General features: G+C 63.5%; 17 protein-coding genes. 10 read left to right on the top strand and 7 right to left on the bottom strand.

Going from position 1 to position 18912, the window contains the following annotated elements; genetic code table 11:
- Positions 1 to 4: 4 nt before the first annotated feature.
- On the bottom strand, positions 5 to 685 hold the full coding sequence (locus LPA36_RS00815) for a paraquat-inducible protein A (protein ID WP_228874232.1): 681 nt from the start codon (positions 683 to 685) through the stop codon (positions 5 to 7).
- 436 nt (positions 686 to 1121) lie between these two features.
- Here LPA36_RS00815 and LPA36_RS00820 point away from each other — a divergent pair, with 436 nt between their 5' ends.
- The 4 genes from LPA36_RS00820 to LPA36_RS00835 all read left to right on the top strand — a co-directional run bounded on the left by LPA36_RS00820 (position 1122) and on the right by LPA36_RS00835 (position 4440).
- Positions 1122 to 1691: a cytochrome b gene (locus LPA36_RS00820; RefSeq protein WP_228874233.1), complete on the top strand. Its 570-nt coding sequence runs from the start codon at positions 1122 to 1124 to the stop codon at positions 1689 to 1691.
- Between the two features lie 7 nt (positions 1692 to 1698).
- Entirely contained in the window at positions 1699 to 2262 is a 564-nt protein-coding gene (locus tag LPA36_RS00825; protein WP_228874234.1) for a YceI family protein, read from the top strand.
- An 86-nt stretch (positions 2263 to 2348) separates the two neighbouring features.
- Positions 2349 to 2909 (top strand): YceI family protein, encoded by a 561-nt coding sequence (locus LPA36_RS00830; protein WP_228874863.1) that lies wholly within the window; start codon positions 2349 to 2351, stop codon positions 2907 to 2909.
- Between the two features lie 253 nt (positions 2910 to 3162).
- Positions 3163 to 4440: an MFS transporter gene (locus tag LPA36_RS00835; RefSeq protein WP_228874235.1), complete on the top strand. Its 1278-nt coding sequence runs from the start codon at positions 3163 to 3165 to the stop codon at positions 4438 to 4440.
- 107 nt (positions 4441 to 4547) lie between these two features.
- On the opposite strand, the gene secF is transcribed toward LPA36_RS00835, so the two are convergent.
- The 5 genes from secF to queA form a co-directional block, all read right to left on the bottom strand.
- Positions 4548 to 5498: a protein translocase subunit SecF gene (secF, locus tag LPA36_RS00840; protein ID WP_228874236.1), complete on the bottom strand. Its 951-nt coding sequence runs from the start codon at positions 5496 to 5498 to the stop codon at positions 4548 to 4550.
- A gap of 18 nt (positions 5499 to 5516) precedes the next feature.
- Positions 5517 to 7562, bottom strand: a complete 2046-nt coding sequence (secD, locus tag LPA36_RS00845; RefSeq protein ID WP_228874237.1) for a protein translocase subunit SecD — start codon at positions 7560 to 7562, stop codon at positions 5517 to 5519.
- A 145-nt stretch (positions 7563 to 7707) separates the two neighbouring features.
- Positions 7708 to 8031, bottom strand: a complete 324-nt coding sequence (gene yajC / locus LPA36_RS00850; RefSeq protein WP_228874238.1) for a preprotein translocase subunit YajC — start codon at positions 8029 to 8031, stop codon at positions 7708 to 7710.
- Positions 8032 to 8295: 264 nt separating this feature from the next.
- On the bottom strand, positions 8296 to 9483 hold the full coding sequence (gene tgt / locus LPA36_RS00855) for a tRNA guanosine(34) transglycosylase Tgt (RefSeq protein ID WP_228874239.1): 1188 nt from the start codon (positions 9481 to 9483) through the stop codon (positions 8296 to 8298).
- Positions 9484 to 9597: 114 nt separating this feature from the next.
- On the bottom strand, positions 9598 to 10647 hold the full coding sequence (queA, locus tag LPA36_RS00860; RefSeq protein ID WP_228874240.1) for a tRNA preQ1(34) S-adenosylmethionine ribosyltransferase-isomerase QueA: 1050 nt from the start codon (positions 10645 to 10647) through the stop codon (positions 9598 to 9600).
- 190 nt (positions 10648 to 10837) lie between these two features.
- Here queA and recG point away from each other — a divergent pair, with 190 nt between their 5' ends.
- The 6 genes from recG (at position 10838) to ubiA (ending at position 17958) form a co-directional block, all read left to right on the top strand.
- Positions 10838 to 13048 carry an ATP-dependent DNA helicase RecG gene (gene recG, locus LPA36_RS00865; protein WP_228874241.1) on the top strand — a complete coding sequence of 737 codons (2211 nt, stop codon included), beginning with the start codon at positions 10838 to 10840 and terminating at the stop codon, positions 13046 to 13048.
- A 157-nt stretch (positions 13049 to 13205) separates the two neighbouring features.
- On the top strand, positions 13206 to 14165 hold the full coding sequence (locus LPA36_RS00870; RefSeq protein ID WP_228874242.1) for a hydrogen peroxide-inducible genes activator: 960 nt from the start codon (positions 13206 to 13208) through the stop codon (positions 14163 to 14165).
- A 367-nt stretch (positions 14166 to 14532) separates the two neighbouring features.
- Entirely contained in the window at positions 14533 to 15993 is a 1461-nt protein-coding gene (locus tag LPA36_RS00875; protein ID WP_228874243.1) for a catalase, read from the top strand.
- Positions 15994 to 16056: 63 nt separating this feature from the next.
- Positions 16057 to 16239 carry a hypothetical protein gene (locus LPA36_RS00880; RefSeq protein WP_228874244.1) on the top strand — a complete coding sequence of 61 codons (183 nt, stop codon included), beginning with the start codon at positions 16057 to 16059 and terminating at the stop codon, positions 16237 to 16239.
- A gap of 137 nt (positions 16240 to 16376) precedes the next feature.
- The gene (locus tag LPA36_RS00885; RefSeq protein WP_228874245.1) at positions 16377 to 16865 is read left to right on the top strand and encodes a Dps family protein; all 489 of its coding nucleotides are present in this window, start codon (positions 16377 to 16379) and stop codon (positions 16863 to 16865) included.
- Between the two features lie 229 nt (positions 16866 to 17094).
- A complete protein-coding gene (ubiA, locus tag LPA36_RS00890; RefSeq protein ID WP_228874246.1) occupies positions 17095 to 17958 on the top strand; it encodes a 4-hydroxybenzoate octaprenyltransferase in 864 nt (287 codons plus the stop codon).
- A 120-nt stretch (positions 17959 to 18078) separates the two neighbouring features.
- Here ubiA and proC read toward each other — a convergent pair whose 3' ends face one another.
- Positions 18079 to 18894 carry a pyrroline-5-carboxylate reductase gene (proC, locus tag LPA36_RS00895; RefSeq protein WP_228874247.1) on the bottom strand — a complete coding sequence of 272 codons (816 nt, stop codon included), beginning with the start codon at positions 18892 to 18894 and terminating at the stop codon, positions 18079 to 18081.
- Positions 18895 to 18912 lie beyond the last annotated feature (18 nt).

Raw genomic sequence — 18912 nt, forward strand, 5'->3', positions numbered from 1 at the left:
GCTTTCATCCCTGATGGGGGGCGGGTGGCTGGCTGGCGGCCCGCGCCGCCTTGAGGCGCCGGATGCGCCGCAGACGCTCGCGGGGCAACGTGTCGGCGATATCCCACAGCGTGCGCGGATCGAACGTGACGACGACCGCGAACATCAGCGTGAGCGCGCCGAACGCGAAGAGCGCGGCTTCCGGAATCACGCGCGCGAGGCTGATCATCTTCACGATGGTGATCAGCACGCCGAGCATGAACACTTCGATCATGCCCCACGGCCGCACGAACTGGATGGCGCGCAGCACGCGGTTAAAGAGCGGCGGCACGTAGCCCGCGCGCACCGGCACGAGCACATAGAGGAGGGCGAGGAGCTCGGTGAGCGGGAAGAGCGTCGTCGAGCAGAAGACCATCACCGCGACGATCTGCATGTTCTCGTTCCACAACGCGACGATGGCGCCGAACAGCGTGGTCTGCGACGTGATCCCGCTGGTTTCGAGTTCGACGATCGGGAACGCCTGCGCGATGAGGAACGTGACGAGCGCGGCCAGCGTCATCGCGACAATGTTGTCGATGCGCGTCGATGCGCTGCGGTAGAGCGTCGCCTTGCAGCGCGGGCAGCGCGCGAGCGAGCGGCGGTCGAGTCGCGGCTTGCGGAACAGCGCGTCGCACTCGTGGCAGGCGATCAGATGGTCATGTTCCATGTATGAGTGGTGACGGACGACGTGGACAGGAACCCGAAGTACAAACCGGCACAACGTTTCGCCGGTGTTCACGCAAATGGCGAGACGGACAGCGGCACCGCCGGGCGCCTTCGCCCACAGGCTGCACCCATGTTACCAAACACCCTTGCCGCAAGATTTCAAAATTGTTGCGCCCATGCGACCGTGTGCGCCCTTGAGCGGCGACCCGCACACGCTTCCGACACTTTCCGGCCCCAAATCGTTCCATCGGCGCGACGCACTGTTGCACGGGCGCCGTGAGCCAGCTTTACCGGCTTGCGGTAGCATGGCGGCCTTGGCGTTGACATACGCTTTGCGGCGAACGCATTGCCTCTCCGGGCCGCGTCGGGCCGCATCCGCGGCGGCTGGAATAAGTGCTTCCGTGACCCGTTAACCCTGTTTGCGTCAGCGATTCGTCATGGCACTTCATCCTTCCCTTGCTTCGACCAGCACGCCCGACCATTACACCCGGACCGCGATCGCGTTTCACTGGCTGATCGCGCTCCTGATCGTCTGTGGATTCGCGCTGGGCTGGGTGATGACCGATATCCCGGGCTTCACGCCGACCAAGCTGCGCTATTTCTCATGGCACAAGTGGATCGGCGTCACCGTGTTCGCGCTCGCCGTCGTGCGCATCCTGTGGCGCGCGACGCACGTGGCGCCTGCGTTGCCGGGCGGCATGGTCGCCTGGCAGCGGGTCGTCGCGCAGCTCGTGCACGTGCTGCTGTATGTGCTGATGATTGCGATTCCGGCGTCGGGTTATCTGTACAGCTCGGCGTCGAACATCCCGGTCGTATATCTCGGTCTCGTGCGCCTGCCGATGCTGATCGCGCCGGACCCGCATCTGAAAACTATCCTCAAGATCGTTCACGTGACGCTCAATTACGGCCTGCTCACGCTCGTCGTCCTGCACGTCGCCGGGGCGCTCAAGCACCAACTGGTGGATCGCGACGGCCTGCTGTCGCGCATGATCCCTTTCCTCAAATAGGACATATATGAAGGTTTCATTGCATCGCACCCTGTTGACGGCGTTCACGGCCGCGGCGCTCGGTGTCGCGGGCAGCGCGCTCGCCCAGGTCGACGTCGCGAAGAGCACCGTCACGGCAACGTCGAAACAGATGAACGTGCCCGTCGAAGGCAAGTTCGGCAAGTTCACCGCGCAGATCGCGTTCGATCCGGCAAAGCCGGCGGCGGGCACGGCCCAGCTTTCCATCGATACCGGCAGCTACGACCTCGGCGACGAAAGCTATAACGACCAGGTCCGCGGCAAGGAATGGTTCGATTCGAAGACTTATCCGGCGGCCACGTTTGTTTCGAGCGCGATCGCGCCGGCCGGCGGCAACCAGTTCAAGGTGACCGGCAAGCTCACGATCAAGGGCAAGTCGCAGACGGTCACGGTGCCCGTCACCGTCGCCCAGCAGGGCGCGACGCAGACCTTCGACGGGTCGTTGCCCATCAAGCGCCTGCAGTTCGATATCGGCACCGGTGAATGGAAAGATACGTCGGTCGTGGCCGACGACGTGGTCATCAAGTTTCATATCGTTGCAGCACGCAAGTAAGCAGTGTTTGCCGTTTTCGCTGTTATCGCGCCGGCTTCCCGGGCGGCGCATCTGGACACCTGAAGGAGCATGAATTGAAGAAACATCTGCTGATCGCCGCTCTGGCGTCGACCCTCTCGATTGGCGCGTTCGCCGCCGATACCTATCAACTCGACCCGACGCACACGTACCCGAGCTTCGAGGCTGACCACTTCGGCGGCCTGTCGGTGTGGCGCGGCAAGTTCACGAAGAGCACGGGCACGGTCACGCTCGACCGCGCGGCGAAGACCGGCACGGTCGACGTCACGGTCGATCCGTCGTCGGTGGATACCGGTAACGCGAAGCTCGACGACCACCTGAAGTCGGACGCGTTCTTCGATGTCGCGAAGTTCCCAGCCGCGACGTACAAAGGCACCGAGATCAGGTTTGACGGCGACAAGCCTGTTGAAGTGGTCGGTACGCTGACGATGCATGGCGTGACGAAGCCGGTGAACCTGAAGATCGAATCGTTCAAGTGCATGCAGCACCCGGTGCTCAAGCGCGAAGTGTGCGGCGTGGAAGCCAGCACGACGTTCGATCGCGCCGATTTCGGCATGGACTTCGGCAAGAAGTACGGCTTCAGCATGCAGACCAAACTGCATATCCAGTCTGAAGGCATCAAGCAGTAAAGGCTTGCCCGGGCATCGGCGTCTTTTCCTTGCGGGGAACGCGCTGGACCGGCTGGCAGGACCCGACACCCCACCGGCGGATGACGCCGGTGGGGTGTTTTGCTTCTGGTCCCGGCTTGTGGGGCGATGTCGAGGCGGTATATGTGGCGCTCGCGCGAAGTTAATTTTTCAGGTACATAGTGCGCTACCGCCCCACTGGTTGTGCGCGCATCCAGGCGGGGGAGGACACGATTCGCGCGCACGGGAGATCTGAATGAGTGCAACGACGGCCGCAAGCTGCGCGGCGGCACGCCACAGTTCGTGGCGCATCGTAGTCGCCGCATCGATCGGCAACGCGCTGGAGTGGTTTGACCTCGTCGTCTACGGGTTTTTCGCGGTCACCATCTCGAAGCTGTTTTTCCCCGCGGGCAACGAGACGATTTCACTGCTGGTCACGCTGGGCACGTTCGGCGTCTCGTTCTTCATGCGCCCGCTCGGCGCAATCGTGCTCGGCGCCTACGCGGACCGGGCAGGGCGCAAGGCGGCGCTCACGCTCTCGATCCTGCTGATGATGGCGGGCACGCTGATCATCGCGGTCCTTCCGGTGTACGAGTCGATTGGTCTCGCCGCGCCGCTGATCCTCGTGCTCGCGCGCCTGATGCAGGGTTTTTCCGCCGGCGGCGAGTTCGGCAGCGCGACGGCGTTTCTCGCCGAGCACGTGCCGGGCCGGCGCGGCTTCTTCGCGAGCTGGCAGATTGCGAGCCAGGGACTGACGACGCTGCTCGCGGCGCTCTTCGGCGTCGTGCTGACGGGCAAGCTCACGCCGGAACAGATGATGTCGTGGGGATGGCGCGTGCCGTTCGTCTTCGGGCTGCTGATCGGGCCGGTCGCGTGGTACATACGCACGCGTCTCGACGAGACGCCCGAATTTCTCGCCGCCGAAACCACCACGACGCCGCTGCGCGACACCTTCGCGAGCCACAAGCTGCGCCTTGCCATTGCGATCGGTCTCGTGGTGCTCGGCACGGTGTCGACGTATCTGGTGCTCTTCATGCCGACATACGGTGTGAAGCAGCTGGGCCTGTCGCCTTCGGTGTCGTTTGCGGCCATCCTGCTCGTCGGCGTGATCCAGCTCGTGTTCGCGCCTGTAGTGGGGCACGTGTCCGACCGTCACGGAGGCACCGGCATCATGCTGGTTTCGGCCGTGCTGCTGCTGGTGCTGATCTATCCGGCGTTCGCATATCTCGTTGCGAATCCCACGTTCGAGACGTTGATCGCGATCCAGATCGTTTTCGCGTTTCTGATGACCGGTTACTTCGGTGCACTGCCGGGGTTGCTCTCGGAGATTTTTCCGGTGGCGACGCGCACGACCGGCATGTCACTCGCGTACAACATCGCGGTGACGATTTTCGGTGGTTTCGGCCCGTTCATCATCGCGTGGCTGATCAGTGCGACCGGAACGAAAACGGCGCCGAGCTTCTACATGATGTTGGCGGCGGTGATCAGCCTGATCGCGTTGATCGCAGCGCGTCGCAAGCTCGGTTTCAGATGATGCCGTTGCCACGCTGAAAGTCGTGGCGCCGCGGGTAAACGTAAAAGGCCGGTTCAAAATGAACCGGCCTTTTCATTGCGTATCAGCGTTGCCGCGAGGCGCAGCGCTTAAACCTGTGCGCCAGCGTTTGGATCGTCCGGGTCGTGTACGCCCTTCTTGTCCTTGATCAGATCTTCGCGCTTCACGCCGAGCCACATCGCAATTGCCGCAGCCACGAAGACCGACGAGTAGATACCGAACAGGATACCGACCGTCAGCGCGAGCGCGAAGTAGTGCAGCGTCGGGCCGCCGAACAGGAACATCGACAGCACCATCATCTGCGTACAGCCGTGCGTGATGATCGTGCGCGACATCGTGCTCGTGATTGCGTGGTTGATGACCTCGATCACCGTCATCTTGCGTTCGCGACGGAACGTTTCGCGAATCCGGTCGAAAATAACGACCGATTCATTCACCGAGTAACCGAGCACCGCAAGCACAGCCGCCAGCACCGACAGCGAGAACTCCCACTGGAAGAATGCGAAGAAGCCGAGAATGATCACCACGTCGTGCAGGTTGGCAATCACGCCAGCAACGGCGTACTTCCATTCGAAGCGGAACGACAGATAGATCACGATGCCCGCGACCACGCACGCGAGCGCGAGCAGGCCATCGGTCGCGAGTTCCTTGCCGACCTGCGGGCCGACGAACTCGACGCGCTGCAGCTGCGCCTGGCCGTTATCGGCCTTCAGCGCGCCCATCACCTGATCGCTCTGCTGCGCGGACGTGAAACCCGACTTCAGCGGCAGACGGATCAGCACATCGCGCGAGGTGCCGAAATTCTGCACCTGGGCGTCGGCGTAGCCGAGCTTGCCGAGCGTGTCGCGCACCGGTTCCAGTGGCACGGCCTGCGGATACTGCACTTCGATGACCGTGCCGCCGGTGAATTCCACCGACAGGTGCAGGCCGCGATGCACGAGGAAAAACACAGCCGCGATAAACGTCAGGAGCGAGATCGCGTTGAAAATCAACGCGCGCTGCATGAGCGGAAGGTCTTTGCGAATGCGGAAAAATTCCATGGTCTCTTTCTCCGGGGTTCAGCGGGATGAACCCGGTTTCCGGGGCGCAGTGCCCGGATCGTTGCGACGGCGGACCACTGGTTTGCCAGTGCGCGCCGCAGCGCCTGCATTCGCTTTTGCCGACGCGCGTGCGCCGGCGGCAGCGACCGCTTTTGCCGTATCGGTTCCTGCGTCGTCGTGACCGAGGAACGCAGCGTCGCCCTCGATGGGCGTCGGACGCCACACCTGACCGATCGCCAGCGACTTCAGCTTCTTCTTGCCCCCGTACCAGACGTTCACGAGACCGCGCGAGAAGAACACCGCCGAGAACATCGACGTCATGATGCCGATACAGTGCACGACCGCGAAGCCGCGCACCGGACCCGAACCAAACGCCAGCAGCGCAAGACCCGCGATCAGCGTGGTCACGTTCGAGTCGAGAATCGTCGCCCATGCGTGCGCGTAGCCGTTCTGGATGGCCAGTTGCGGCGGTGCGCCGTGACGCAGTTCTTCACGCACACGTTCGTTGATCAGCACGTTTGCGTCGATCGCCATACCGAGCGCGAGCGCGATAGCGGCGATACCCGGCAAGGTCAGCGTGGCCTGCAGCATCGACAGAATCGCGATCAGCAGCAGCAGGTTCACCGACAGCCCGATCATCGAGATCAGGCCGAACAGCATGTAGTACGCGATCATGAAGACGGCGATCGCCGCGAAGCCCCACACAACCGAGTGGAAGCCCTTCTTGATGTTGTCGGCGCCGAGGCTCGGGCCGATCGTGCGTTCTTCGATGATGTCCATCGGCGCGGCCAGCGAACCGGCGCGCAGCAGCAGCGCCAGATCGGTCGCGGCCTGCGGCGTCGGCTGGCCGGTGATCTGGAAGCGGTCGCCGAGTTCCGACTGGATCGTCGCGACCGTCAGCACTTCGCCTTTGCCTTTCTCGAACAGCACCATCGCCATCGGCTTGCCGATGTTGTCGCGCGACACGGCTGCCACGGCACGACCGCCGCGACTGTCGAGGCGGATGTTCACCGACGGGCGCTGATGTTCGTCGAAACCCGACGACGCATCGATAATCCGGTCGCCCGTGAAGATGATCTGCTTGCGCAGCAGCACCGGTGTCTGCGCGCCCTGCGTGAAGAGTTCGTCGCCCGGCGGCACCGGGTCGTTCGGGTTCGGATGCGTGTTCACCGGGTCGGCGAGGCGCGCTTCAAGCGTCGCCGTACGGCCGATGATGTCCTTCGCCTTTGCCGTGTCCTGCACGCCCGGCAGTTCGACCACGATGCGGTCGGAGCCCTGCTGCTGGATCACCGGTTCGGCCACGCCCAGTTCGTTCACGCGGTTATGCAGCGTCGTGATGTTCTGCTTGAGCGCCGCGTCTTCGACCGTCTTCTGCACGGCGGGCGTGAAGGTGCCGACCACCTGGACGCCGCCTGCCGGATTCGGCTGGGTCGCCCACTGGAGTTCGTTGATGCTGACGGCAAGCTGTTTGCGCGCGGCCTCGGCGACGTCTGCGTCGGCGAAATTGACGACGACTGTCTGGTTCACACGGTTCACGCCGCCATCGCGGATGTTCTTGTCGCGCAGCAGCGTGCGGGCGTCGGACGCGTCGGAGTCGAGCTTCTTGTTCAGCGCGCCGGCCATGTCGACCTGCAGCAGGAAGTGGACACCGCCGCGCAGATCGAGACCGAGGTACATCGGCAGCGCGTGCAGCGCGGTCAGCCAGGCTGGCGACGCACTTTGCAGGTTCAGCGCGACGATGAACTGCGGATCCGTGGGATCGGCGTTCAGCGACTTCTGCAGCAGGTCCTTCACGCGCAGCTGCGTGTCGGTGTCCGTCAGACGCACGCGGATGTTCGCGTTGGCCGACGCATTGTCGAACGTGACGGCGGTCGGTTTGATCTGGCTGGAGGCGAGCGCGGATTCCACCTGCGCGAGCGTGGTCGAGTCGAGCTTGACCGTCGCTTTGCCACTCGATACCTGGACTGCCGGCGCTTCACCGAAGAAGTTGGGCAGTGTGTACACGAGGCCGATGACGAGCGCCACCAGCATCACGACATATTTCCAGAGGGGATAACGATTCATGGGGTTGGCCCAACGGGAAGGTTGGCGAGAAAGCCCGGTCCAAACTCCAGGCTTTCAGGCGATGCGTCCGGCGATGAGCGCGGAAACCGTGGCGCAAGCCGCGTGTGGTTCCCGCGAGGCCGCGCCGGACGCGACAGAGCAGGCCTTACAGCGACTTGATCGTGCCTTTCGGGAGAATCTGCGTCACCGATGCTTTCTGCACGGTGATTTCAGTGCCTTCAGAAATTTCGACGCCAACGTAAGCATCGCTCACCTTGGTGACCTTGCCGACGATGCCGCCGTTCGTGACGACTTCGTCGCCCTTCGCCATGGCGGAGAGCATGTTGCGGTGTTCCTTCTGGCGCTTCATTTGCGGACGGATCATGATGAAATACAGCACAGCGAACATCAGGATCAGGGGCAGAAAGCTCATCAGGCTGGATTCTGCGCCACCGGTGCCTTGCGCGAAGGCATTGGAAATGAACGACACGTTGGTCTCTCCGTTATAACGATCAAAAAATGCAGCCGGTTATTCTACCACCGGCCATAAGCCGCGACTGCAGATGAAATGCGCTTTCCGATCAAGCTGTTATTTGCGATAAGCGTAGCTCGATCGCACATCGCGAAAGATAATTGTAAGGTTTGTACCGGCGCACGGGCGCATTCTTCTGCGGATTTTGTCCCGCGCGTTGCTGGACGGGCGTTTGCAGGCAGTGCGGCCTTTCTGCACGCTACCCACAAGGTGGGAACGTCGTCAGGCGGGCCCTTCGACGCCGCGCGCCCGGTTCTCGTGGAACTGCTTGCGGAACGCATCGAACATGTGCGCTTCGATTGCGTCGCGCATTTCCTGCATCAGTTCAAGGTAGTAATGCAGGTTGTGGATCGTGTTCAGCTGCGCGCCGAGGATTTCGCCCACACGGTGCAGATGGTGCAGGTAGCCGCGCGTAAAGTTACGGCAGGTGTAGCAGCCGCACTGCTCGTCAAGCGGGCGCAGGGAGTTCTTGTGAACCGCGTTGCGGATCTTCACGTCGCCGAAACGGGTGAAGAGCCAGCCATTACGCGCGTTGCGGGTCGGCATCACGCAGTCGAACATATCGACGCCGGCTGCCACGCCCGCGACCAGATCTTCCGGCGTGCCGACGCCCATCAGGTAGTGCGGCTTGTTTGCCGGCAGCTTCGGCCCGATGTGGTTGAGCACGCGCATCATGTCTTCCTTCGGCTCGCCGACCGAAAGACCGCCGATCGCGAAACCGTGGAAGTCGATCTCCGCCAGGCCCGCGAGCGATTCGTCGCGAAGATCCTCGAACATGCCGCCCTGAACGATGCCGAAGAGCGCATTGGGGTTGCCGAGCCGGTTGAATTCGTCGATCGAGCGTTTCGCCCAGCGCATCGACATGCGCATTGAATCGGCGGCTTCCTGGTGTGATGTCGGGACGTTGTTGGTCGCGTACGGCGTGCACTCGTCGAACTGCATCACGATGTCCGAGTTCAGCACCTTCTGGATCTGCATCGACACTTCCGGCGACAGGAAGAGCTTGTCGCCATTGATCGGCGACGCGAACGTGACGCCATCTTCGGTGATCTTGCGCAGATCGCCGAGCGAAAACACCTGAAAACCACCCGAATCCGTCAGGATCGGCTTCTTCCAGCCCATGAACGCATGCAGGCCGCCGTGCGCGCCGATCGTCTCGAGCCCGGGGCGCAGCCACAGGTGAAATGTGTTGCCGAGGATGATCTGCGCGTGCATCTCCTCGAGTTCACGCGGCTGGACGGCCTTCACCGTCCCGTATGTGCCGACCGGCATGAAGATCGGCGTTTCGACCACGCCGTGATTGAGCGTCACGCGGCCGCGGCGCGCCTGGCCGTCGGTGGTGAGCAGTTCGAACTTGAGGCCGTTGTCCGGGCGACCGGTTTGCGTTGCGTGCTGATGACCGTCGGTCATGAAAAGACTCCTGTGCCACCGGAAAACAGTCCGGCGCAGATGAAGAACGCCGCTCTCGCGTGGCGCGGCGGCGGGTTGAAACGGCCTGTTACGTGAACGACAGGTCGCGATGAATCACGAATCGCGACGCGTGAGCAGCATTGCGTCGCCGTAGCTGAAAAAGCGGTATCGCTCTTCGATCGCGTGCGCGTAGGCGGCGCGGATCGTGTCGATACCGGCGAATGCCGACACCAGCATCAAAAGCGTCGACTTCGGCAAATGGAAGTTTGTCACGAGCCGGTCGACGATCCGGAACCGGTAGCCCGGCGTGATGAAAATGTCGGTTTCGGCGCTGGTCGCGGCGAGCGGATGGCCAGCTTCCTCGGCGCTGCGTGCAGCGGCTTCGAGCGCGCGCATCGAGGTCGTGCCGACCGCGATCACGCGGTTCCCGCGCGCTTTGGTCGCGGCGATGCGGTCCACCAGTGTCTGCGGCAACTGATACCACTCGCTGTGCATCTTGTGCTCGTCGAGGTTCTCGACGCGCACCGGCTGGAACGTGCCCGCGCCGACGTGCAGCGTCAACGTCGCGCGCTCGACGCCTTTCTCGTCCAGACGCGCCAGCAGCGACGTGTCGAAGTGCAGGCCCGCGGTGGGTGCGGCGACCGCGCCGGGGTTCTGCGCGAACACCGTCTGATAGCGCGTCTCATCGGTCGCGTCGGGGTCGTGCTCGATGTAGGGCGGCAGCGGCAGGCGGCCGTGCCGTTCGATGAGCGTCAGGCAGTCGGCGGGGAAGTGCAGCGTGTAGAACGGCTCGACACGCTCGCCGACCGTGACATCGAAGGCATCCGCGAGACGCAGCGTCGTCCCGGGGGCCGGGCTTTTGCTCGCGCGAATCTGCGCGAGGGCGGTCGTTTCACCAGTCAGCCGTTCGACCAGCACCTCGATCTTGCCGCCGCTGGCCTTCTGGCCGAGGAAGCGCGCCTTCAGGACTTTGGTATCGTTGAAGACGAGCAGGTCGCCCGGTGCGATGCAGTCGGGCAGTTCGGCGAAGCGACGGTCGTTGAAGCCGGCTGGCGTGGTCGAGCCGTCCACTTCGAGCAGACGGCTCGCGCTGCGCTCGGGCAAGGCGGTCTGCGCGATCAGCTCGGGCGGCAGGACAAAATCGAAATCAGAAAGCGTGAACATACGAAGACGGACTGGATGTGAATCGATGCTGAATTGAACCGGCGCCGGGCGACGAGCGGCTATGATTGCGAAACATTGCTGCGCCAGCCTGAGTGAGCGACCCTTCGGGTCTGCCGGCACGGTGGCGCGCGGTAGCGCTGCACCACCCTCGAAAGCCTGGAAAGCCGATATTGTACTTGCGAAGCGACACATGCCCTTGCCCGAACGCCGTATGCCCGCCGATACCGAAGAAGTGAGCGCCGCGCCGAAACGCCGCGCCGCACGCGGCAAGGCGGCCGATGCGGCATCGCCTGCTCCGGTGAGCGATCAGGCCAGCGCGAAAAAATCCGCTGCTGCACTGCCCCGAACCGCCGACAAGCTCGCCAAACTGGGCCTCACGCGCGACATCGATCTCGTGCTGCATCTGCCGATGCGCTACGAAGACGAAACGTCGCTCACGCCGGTGGGCGAACTGCTGCCAGGCGGCGTCTCGCAGACCGAAGGCGTCGTGTTCGACAACGAGATCGCGTACCGTCCGCGTCGCCAGTTGCTGGTCAAACTGCGTGACGATGCCGGCGACGAGCTGGTGCTGCGCTTTCTCAACTTCTACGGCTCGCAGGTGAAGCAGATGGCCATCGGCCAGCGGCTGCGCGTGCGCGGCGACGTGCGCGGCGGCTTCTTCGGCATGGAGATGGTGCATCCGGCGGTGAAAGTCGTCGAAGAAGAAACGCCGCTGCCGCAGGCGCTGACACCCGTCTATCCGAGTACAGCGGGCGTGACCCAGGCGTATCTGCGCAAGTCGATCGATAACGCGCTGTCGCGCACCGCGCTGCCGGAACTGCTGCCCGCGCCGGTCGCACAGGCGTATCTCCAGCCGCTGGGTGTACCGTCGTTGATCGACGCGGTGCGCACGCTGCATCACCCGAACGCGGATTCCGACGAGCACGCGCTGATCGACGGCACGCATCCGGCGTGGACGCGCATCAAGTTCGAGGAACTGCTCGCGCAGCAGATGTCGCTCAAGCGCGCACATGAAGAGCGGCGCACCCGCGCGGCGCCGGCGATGCCGCGTCGCGGGCCGGCTGATCAGGCTTCGCTCGTCACGCGCCTGCTCGAAGCGTTGCCGTTTGCGTTGACGGGCGCGCAGCAGCGCGTCACGGCCGGGATCGCGCAGGACCTGACGCAGCCGCATCCGATGCAGCGGCTGCTGCAGGGCGATGTGGGCAGCGGCAAGACAGTCGTTGCGGCGCTTAGCGCCGCGCAGGCGATCGACGCGGGCTATCAGGCCGCGCTGATGGCGCCGACTGAAATTCTCGCCGAGCAGCACGCGCGCAAGCTGCGCGGCTGGCTCGAACCGCTCGGCGTGCGCGTCGCGTGGCTCGCCGGCAGCCTGAAAGCGAAAGACAAGCGCGCCGCGCTCGAAGCAGCCGCGCTCGGTACCGCGCAACTCGTGATCGGCACGCACGCGATCATCCAGGATGCGGTCGAATTCGCGCGGCTTGGTCTCGTGATCGTCGACGAACAGCATCGCTTCGGCGTCGAACAGCGGCTCGCGCTGCGTGCGAAGGCGCATAACGCCGCCGACGGCGCGCGCGACTTCCAGCCGCATCAACTGATGATGTCGGCCACGCCGATTCCGCGCACGCTCGCGATGACCTACTACGCCGACCTCGACGTTTCCACGATCGACGAACTGCCGCCCGGTCGCACGCCGATCCTGACCAAGCTCGTTTCCGACGCGCGCCGTGAAGAAGTGATCGGCCGCGTGCGCGAGGCGGCGCTGACGGGGCGTCAGGTCTACTGGGTCTGCCCGCTGATCGAGGAAAGCGAGACGCTGCAGCTGCAAACCGCCGTCGAAACATACGAAACGCTGATCGCGGCGTTGCCAGAGTTGAACGTCGGCCTCGTGCACGGTCGGCTCGCGCCTGCCGAAAAGGCCACGGTCATGGAGGCTTTCACGCGCAACGAAGTGCAACTGCTGGTGGCGACGACGGTGATCGAAGTGGGCGTCGACGTGCCGAACGCGTCGCTGATGGTGATCGAGCACGCCGAGCGCTTCGGCCTCGCGCAGCTTCACCAGTTGCGCGGACGGGTGGGGCGCGGCAGTGCGGCGTCGGTGTGCGTGCTGCTCTATACCGGGCCGCTGTCGCAAACCGCCCGCGCCCGCCTGCAGACGATGCGCGAAACGACCGATGGCTTCGAAATCGCCCGGCGCGATCTCGAAATCCGTGGTCCTGGCGAGTTTCTGGGCGCGCGGCAGTCGGGCGCGGCGATGCTGCGATTCGCCGATCTCCAGCAGGACGGCTGGCTGATCGAACCGGCGCGCGAAGCGGCCACGCGTCTGCTCGACGCATACCCGGATGTCGTCACGCAGCACCTCGCGCGCTGGCTCGGCGGGCGCGAGCATTATCTGAAGGCCTGACGCCGGCAGGCCTGCGCTTCGCCCCCGCCTGGCCCGTAACCCGGGCCGGGCGGGGCGTTGCGGGAGTTGCTGGTATCAAAGTCAATCCGGGTTGGCGAATTGGCCCCATAGGTGTATAACAGAAACCTATCGAATCCTTCGCCCTGATTGGTCCCCAATGACGCTCACCGAACTGAAATACATCGTCGCGGTTGCTCGCGAACGGCACTTCGGCCGGGCGGCCGAAGCGTGTTTCGTCAGCCAGCCGACGCTGTCGGTGGCGATCAAGAAGCTCGAAGACGAGTTGAACGTGCAGATTTTCGAGCGCGGGACGAGCGAAGTCAGCGTGACGCCCGTCGGCGAGCAGATCGTCTCGCAGGCGCAGCGCGTGCTGGAGCAGACGCTCGCCATCAAGGAAATCGCCAAGCAGGGCAAGGATCCACTCGTCGGGCCGCTGCGTCTGGGCGTGATCTACACGATCGGGCCGTATCTGCTGCCAACGCTCGTCAAGCAGATGATCCGGCGCGTCCCGCAGATGCCGCTGATGCTGCAGGAGAACTACACGCTCAAGCTGATCGAACTGCTCAAGCAGGGCGAGATCGATGTCGCGATCATGGCGCTGCCGTTCCCGGAAACCGGCCTGATGCTGCGTCCGCTGTACGACGAACCGTTCGTCGTCGCGCTGCCGTCGGGCCACGCGTGGGAAACGCGCGCGAAAATCGATCCGGACGACCTGAAGCAGGAAACGATGTTGCTGCTCGGCAGCGGCCACTGCTTTCGCGATCACGTGCTTGGCGTGTGTCCGGAACTGATGCGCTTTTCGCAGAACGCCGACGGCATCCAGAAGACGTTTGAGGGTTCCTCGCTCGAGACGATCCGCCATATGGTCGCAAGCGGTGTCGGCATCACCGTGCTGCCGCGCATGTCGGTGACCGAGGTGAAACCGCACGCGGGCGGCGCAGACTCCGGCTTGCTCAGCTACGTGCATTTCGACGAGCCGGTGCCCGATCGCCGCGTCGTGCTGGCGTGGCGCAAGAGCTTCACGCGGATGCCCGCCATCGAAGCCATCTGCGACGCCATCAACGCCTGCGATCTGGCCGGCGTGAGCAAGCTCGATCTGCCTGCGGCCGTCAATTAACACGCGTTAGCCCCAACCGTTGTACCTGGCCGCCGGCATCGCGCCGCGCGGCCACAAGAAGCCCTTTTCGGATCCAGGGCTCTGGCTATAGAATAGATAAATTTAATCAAATTCGTTAATTCGATAGCATTCGTTATAGTTTCCTCCATGGATCGTCCGATCCGACACAAGGAGGAACCGATGAATCAAGCCCATTCCCCGCTCGCCCAGCAGACCACGACGCGCCCGGTCCAGAGCCTGGTCACGACGCTGCGCACCGTGGCGTTCGCACTCCTTGTTGATCGCGCGATTTCGGCCTGACGCTCGCGCCGCCGGGATCGCCATATCGCATCACGCTCAATTCCCAATAAAAGCCAGGAGTAAAAGGATGTCTGAACGCAAACTCACCACCGCCGCCGGTGCGCCCGTCGCCGACAACCAGAATTCGATGACCGCAGGCTCGCGCGGCCCGGTCGCCCTGCAGGACGTCTGGCTGATCGAGAAGCTCGCGCACTTTGACCGCGAGGTGATTCCGGAGCGACGCGTCCATGCAAAAGGGTCCGGCGCGTTCGGCACGTTGAAGATCACGCACGACATCTCACGCTTCACGAAAGCAAAAGTGTTTGCGCAGGTCGGCAAGGAAACACCGCTCTTCATGCGTTTTTCGACCGTCGCCGGTGAGCGCGGCGCCGCCGACGCCGAGCGCGACGTGCGCGGTTTCGCCATCAAGTTCTACACGGAAGAGGGCAACTGGGACGTGGTCGGCAACAACACGCCGGTGTTCTTCATTCGCGATCCGCTGAAGTTTTCCGATTTCATCCACACGCAAAAGCGCGATCCGTACACGAACACGCGCAGCAACGTCGCGGCGTGGGACTTCTGGTCGCGGCATCCGGAATCGCTGCATCAGGTGACGATCCTGATGAGCGATCGCGGCATTCCGCAGAACTACCGGACGATGCACGGCTTCGGCTCGCACACGTACTCGTTCATCAACGGGAACAGCGAGCGCTTCTGGGTGAAGTTCCACTTCAAGTCGATGCAGGGCATCGAAAACTACACCGACGCCGAAGCTGCGCAGGTGATCGCCGTCGATCGTGAAAGCGCACAGCGCGATCTCGTCGCGAACCTCGATAGCGGGAATTTTCCGAAGTGGCGATTCAGCATCCAGGTGATGCCGGAAGCCGATGCGACGACGTATCGCTACAACCCGTTCGACATCACGAAAGTGTGGCCGCACAACGACTATCCGTTGATCGACGTCGGCATCCTTGAATTGAACCGTAACGCCGCCAACTACTTTGTGGACGTCGAACAGGCCGCATTTTCGCCGGCAAACGTCGTGCCGGGCATCGGGTTTTCGCCAGACCGTCTGTTGCAGGGACGTCTCTTTTCATACGGCGACACGCAACGTTACCGGCTGGGTGTGAACCACCACCAGATTCCGGTGAATGCATCGCGCGTCGCGTCGCCGCATTCGTTCCATCGCGACGGCGGCATGCGCACCGACAGCAACCTGGGCAGCGCGGTGAACTACGAGCCGAACCGCTTCGGCGACTTCGCGGAAGACAGCAACGCTGCGGAACCGCCACTCGCCGCCGGTAACGTCGATCGTTACGACCATCGCGACGACGAGGACTACTACAGCCAGCCGGCCGCGCTGTTCCGGATTTTCGATGCGGCGCAGCGCGAGCGGCTGTTCGGCAACATCGCGCGGCACATCGACGGTGTGCCGCCCGAAATCGTCGCGCGTCAGATCGAGCATTTCCGGCGCATCGATCCGGCGTATGCCGAAGGTGTCAGCGCGGCGTTGCACAGCTTGCGAAGCGGGACGCACGGCGGTAGTTGAAGTCAGGTGGTATGGCGGCGCGCATCGGCGCACCGTCTGGTTTTGAATCGAAGGAGAAGGATCATGAACCGGACAGGGCAGCATGCAATGAACCGTACGAGCGGAGTCCGCGCAACGGGCGGCGCGCGCCATGTCGCGCAGGCGCATGGTGCGACGGTCGCGCGAAAAATGGTGGGATTCGCGATCGTCACGAGCGGCCTCGCGGTGATCGCCGCGCAGGCGCTGCAGCACGCTTTCGGCCGCTGACAGGCGAGGGCGCGACAGTTCGCCAGCGCGCGCGTGCGGGGTGGTCCAGGCTACACTGTCGGGCATCCCGCGTTCGGGTTCGCTCATTCAATCCCGAACCCGCCGACCGGTTCGTATCACTCTTAAAAGGAGTCATCATGGCCAGGAAAGAAGCAGTTCAGCACGTCAATATCGGTATCAGCGACAAGGACCGCAAAAAGATCGCGGAAGGGCTCTCGCGTCTGCTCGCGGATACGTACACGCTGTACCTGAAGACCCACAACTTCCACTGGAACGTGACGGGTCCGATGTTCAACACGCTGCACCTGATGTTCGAGACGCAATACACCGAACTCGCGATGGCAGTCGACCTCATCGCAGAACGTATTCGCGCGCTGGGCGTGCATGCGCCGGGCAGCTACAAGGAATTCGCGAAGCTCTCGTCGATTCCGGAAGCCGACGGTGTGCCGGCTGCCGAAGACATGATTCGCCAGCTCGTTGAAGGTCAGGAAGCTGTTGTGCGCACGGCGCGCGAAATCTTCCCGTCGACGGAAGCAGCGCACGACGAACCGACCGCCGATCTGCTGACGCAGCGTATGCAGACGCACGAAAAGACCGCGTGGATGCTGCGTTCGATGCTGGCCTGATCGTGCCGCAGTAGTATCCGGCGCTACGCCGGGAAAGCAGAACCGAACGGCCTGCCCGGTTGGCGCCTGGCAGGCCGTTTTTACGTGTGTCCGCGACCCGGCCAATTTTTCTGACTGGGTACAAACGGCTGCCCTGCTGCGGGGATTGGCGAAACACGTGCGTGCAGCGTTGCGGCCGACGTTTGCCGGGCTGCTCTAGAATGTCGGAATTGCTCTCATCCGCCTTCCCATGTTTGCCCGACTTCCGCTCTATCTCCGCCTTGTCCGCATGGACAAGCCCATCGGCAGTCTGCTGCTGCTGTGGCCGACGCTCAACGCCCTGTGGATCGCGTCGGACGGTCATCCGTCGTTTTCGCTGCTCGTCATTTTTGTGGTCGGCACGATCCTGATGCGCTCGGCGGGCTGCGCGATCAACGATTACGCCGACCGCGATTTCGACCGCTACGTGAAGCGCACCGAAAACCGGCCGATCACGTCAGGCAGGATCCAGGCGTGGGAGGCCGTGGCGCTCGCCGCCGGGCTTTCGCTGATCGCGTTTCTGCTGATCCTGCCGCTCAACACGCTGACGAAGGAACTCTCGGTGGCGGCGCTTTTTGTCGCGGGTTCGTATCCGTTCACAAAGCGGTTCTTCGCCATTCCGCAGGCCTACCTCGGGATCGCGTTCGGTTTTGGCATTCCGATGGCCTTCGCTGCAATCCAGAACCAGGTGCCGGTGCTCGCGTGGGTCATGCTGCTTGCCAACGTGTTCTGGTCGGTCGCGTACGACACCGAATACGCAATGGTCGATCGCGACGACGACATCAAGATCGGCATCCGTACTTCTGCGCTCACCTTTGGCCGCTTCGACGTGCTCGCGATCATGCTCTGCTACGCGATGACGCTTGGCATCTACGTCGGCATTGGCATCGTGCTGGGATTCGGCGCGTCGTACTGGCTCGGCTGGGCAGCGGCGGCAGGATGCGCGATCTATCACTACACGCTCATCCGTAACCGCGAGCGGATGGCGTGCTTTGCGGCGTTTCGCCATAACAACTGGCTGGGCGGCGCACTCTTCGCGGGTATCGCCGCGCACTACGCCGCTGGCGCGTTCTGAAGCCGCATCTGTAGCGGGTAGCCAGCGGCGCTGATCACGGTTGCCGCCAGCACGGCCGCCACATCACGCGATGACCGGAACCGGGTGCCCGCCAACCGTCGCCCGGGACACAACCGCCCGTTACTGCTTCCCGAATTCCTCGCCCATCGCTTTGGCGCGTGCGTCCGCGGCCAGCGCGCCGCGCACGATCGCATCCTTCACACCCGATGCATCGAACGATGCAAGCGCCGCCGCTGTCGTGCCGCCTTTGGACGTCACACGCTCGCGCAGCACGCCAGGCGGCTCGTCGGACTGCGCCGCCAGTTGCGCGGCGCCCGTGAACGTCGCAACGGCCAGTGCGCGCCCCTGTGCAGCGTCCATGCCGAGCTGGCGCGCGGCTTCTTCCAGCGCTTCGATGAAATAGAACACGTACGCCGGGCCGCTTCCTGAAATGGCGGTGACGGCGTCGATCTTCGCTTCGTCGTCGAACCATACGGTGCTGCTCACAGCCCCGAGGACCTGAGTGGCCAGCGTGCGACCCGCTTCGTCGACGCCTGCCGTTGCGAACAGGCCTGTCGCCCCCATGCCGATCAACGCCGGCGTATTCGGCATCGTGCGCACGACCCGTGCATGGCCGTCCAGCCAGCGCGACAGATCGTCGGCACGAATGCCCGCGGCAATGCTGATGACGAGCTGCTCCGCCTTGAGAAACGGCGCGAGGCTCTCAGCGACGCTCTTCAGGATTTGCGGCTTCACCGCGAGCAGGATGGCGTCATACGAAGCGAGTTCGGCGTCCGCCGCAGCGCCCGTGCGAACGCCGAATTGCTGTGCATTACGCGTGCGGGCTTCTTCGTTGGGATCGATCGCGTACAGGTCAGCCGGCGCGACGCCGCGTTTGATGAGACCGCCGATAAGCGCCGCGGCCATGTTGCCGCCGCCAATGAAAGCAATTTTCATGATGTTCCGTGAAGTGTT

Source organism: Paraburkholderia saeva, from assembly GCF_907164555.1.
Lineage (GTDB): Bacteria > Pseudomonadota > Gammaproteobacteria > Burkholderiales > Burkholderiaceae > Paraburkholderia > Paraburkholderia saeva.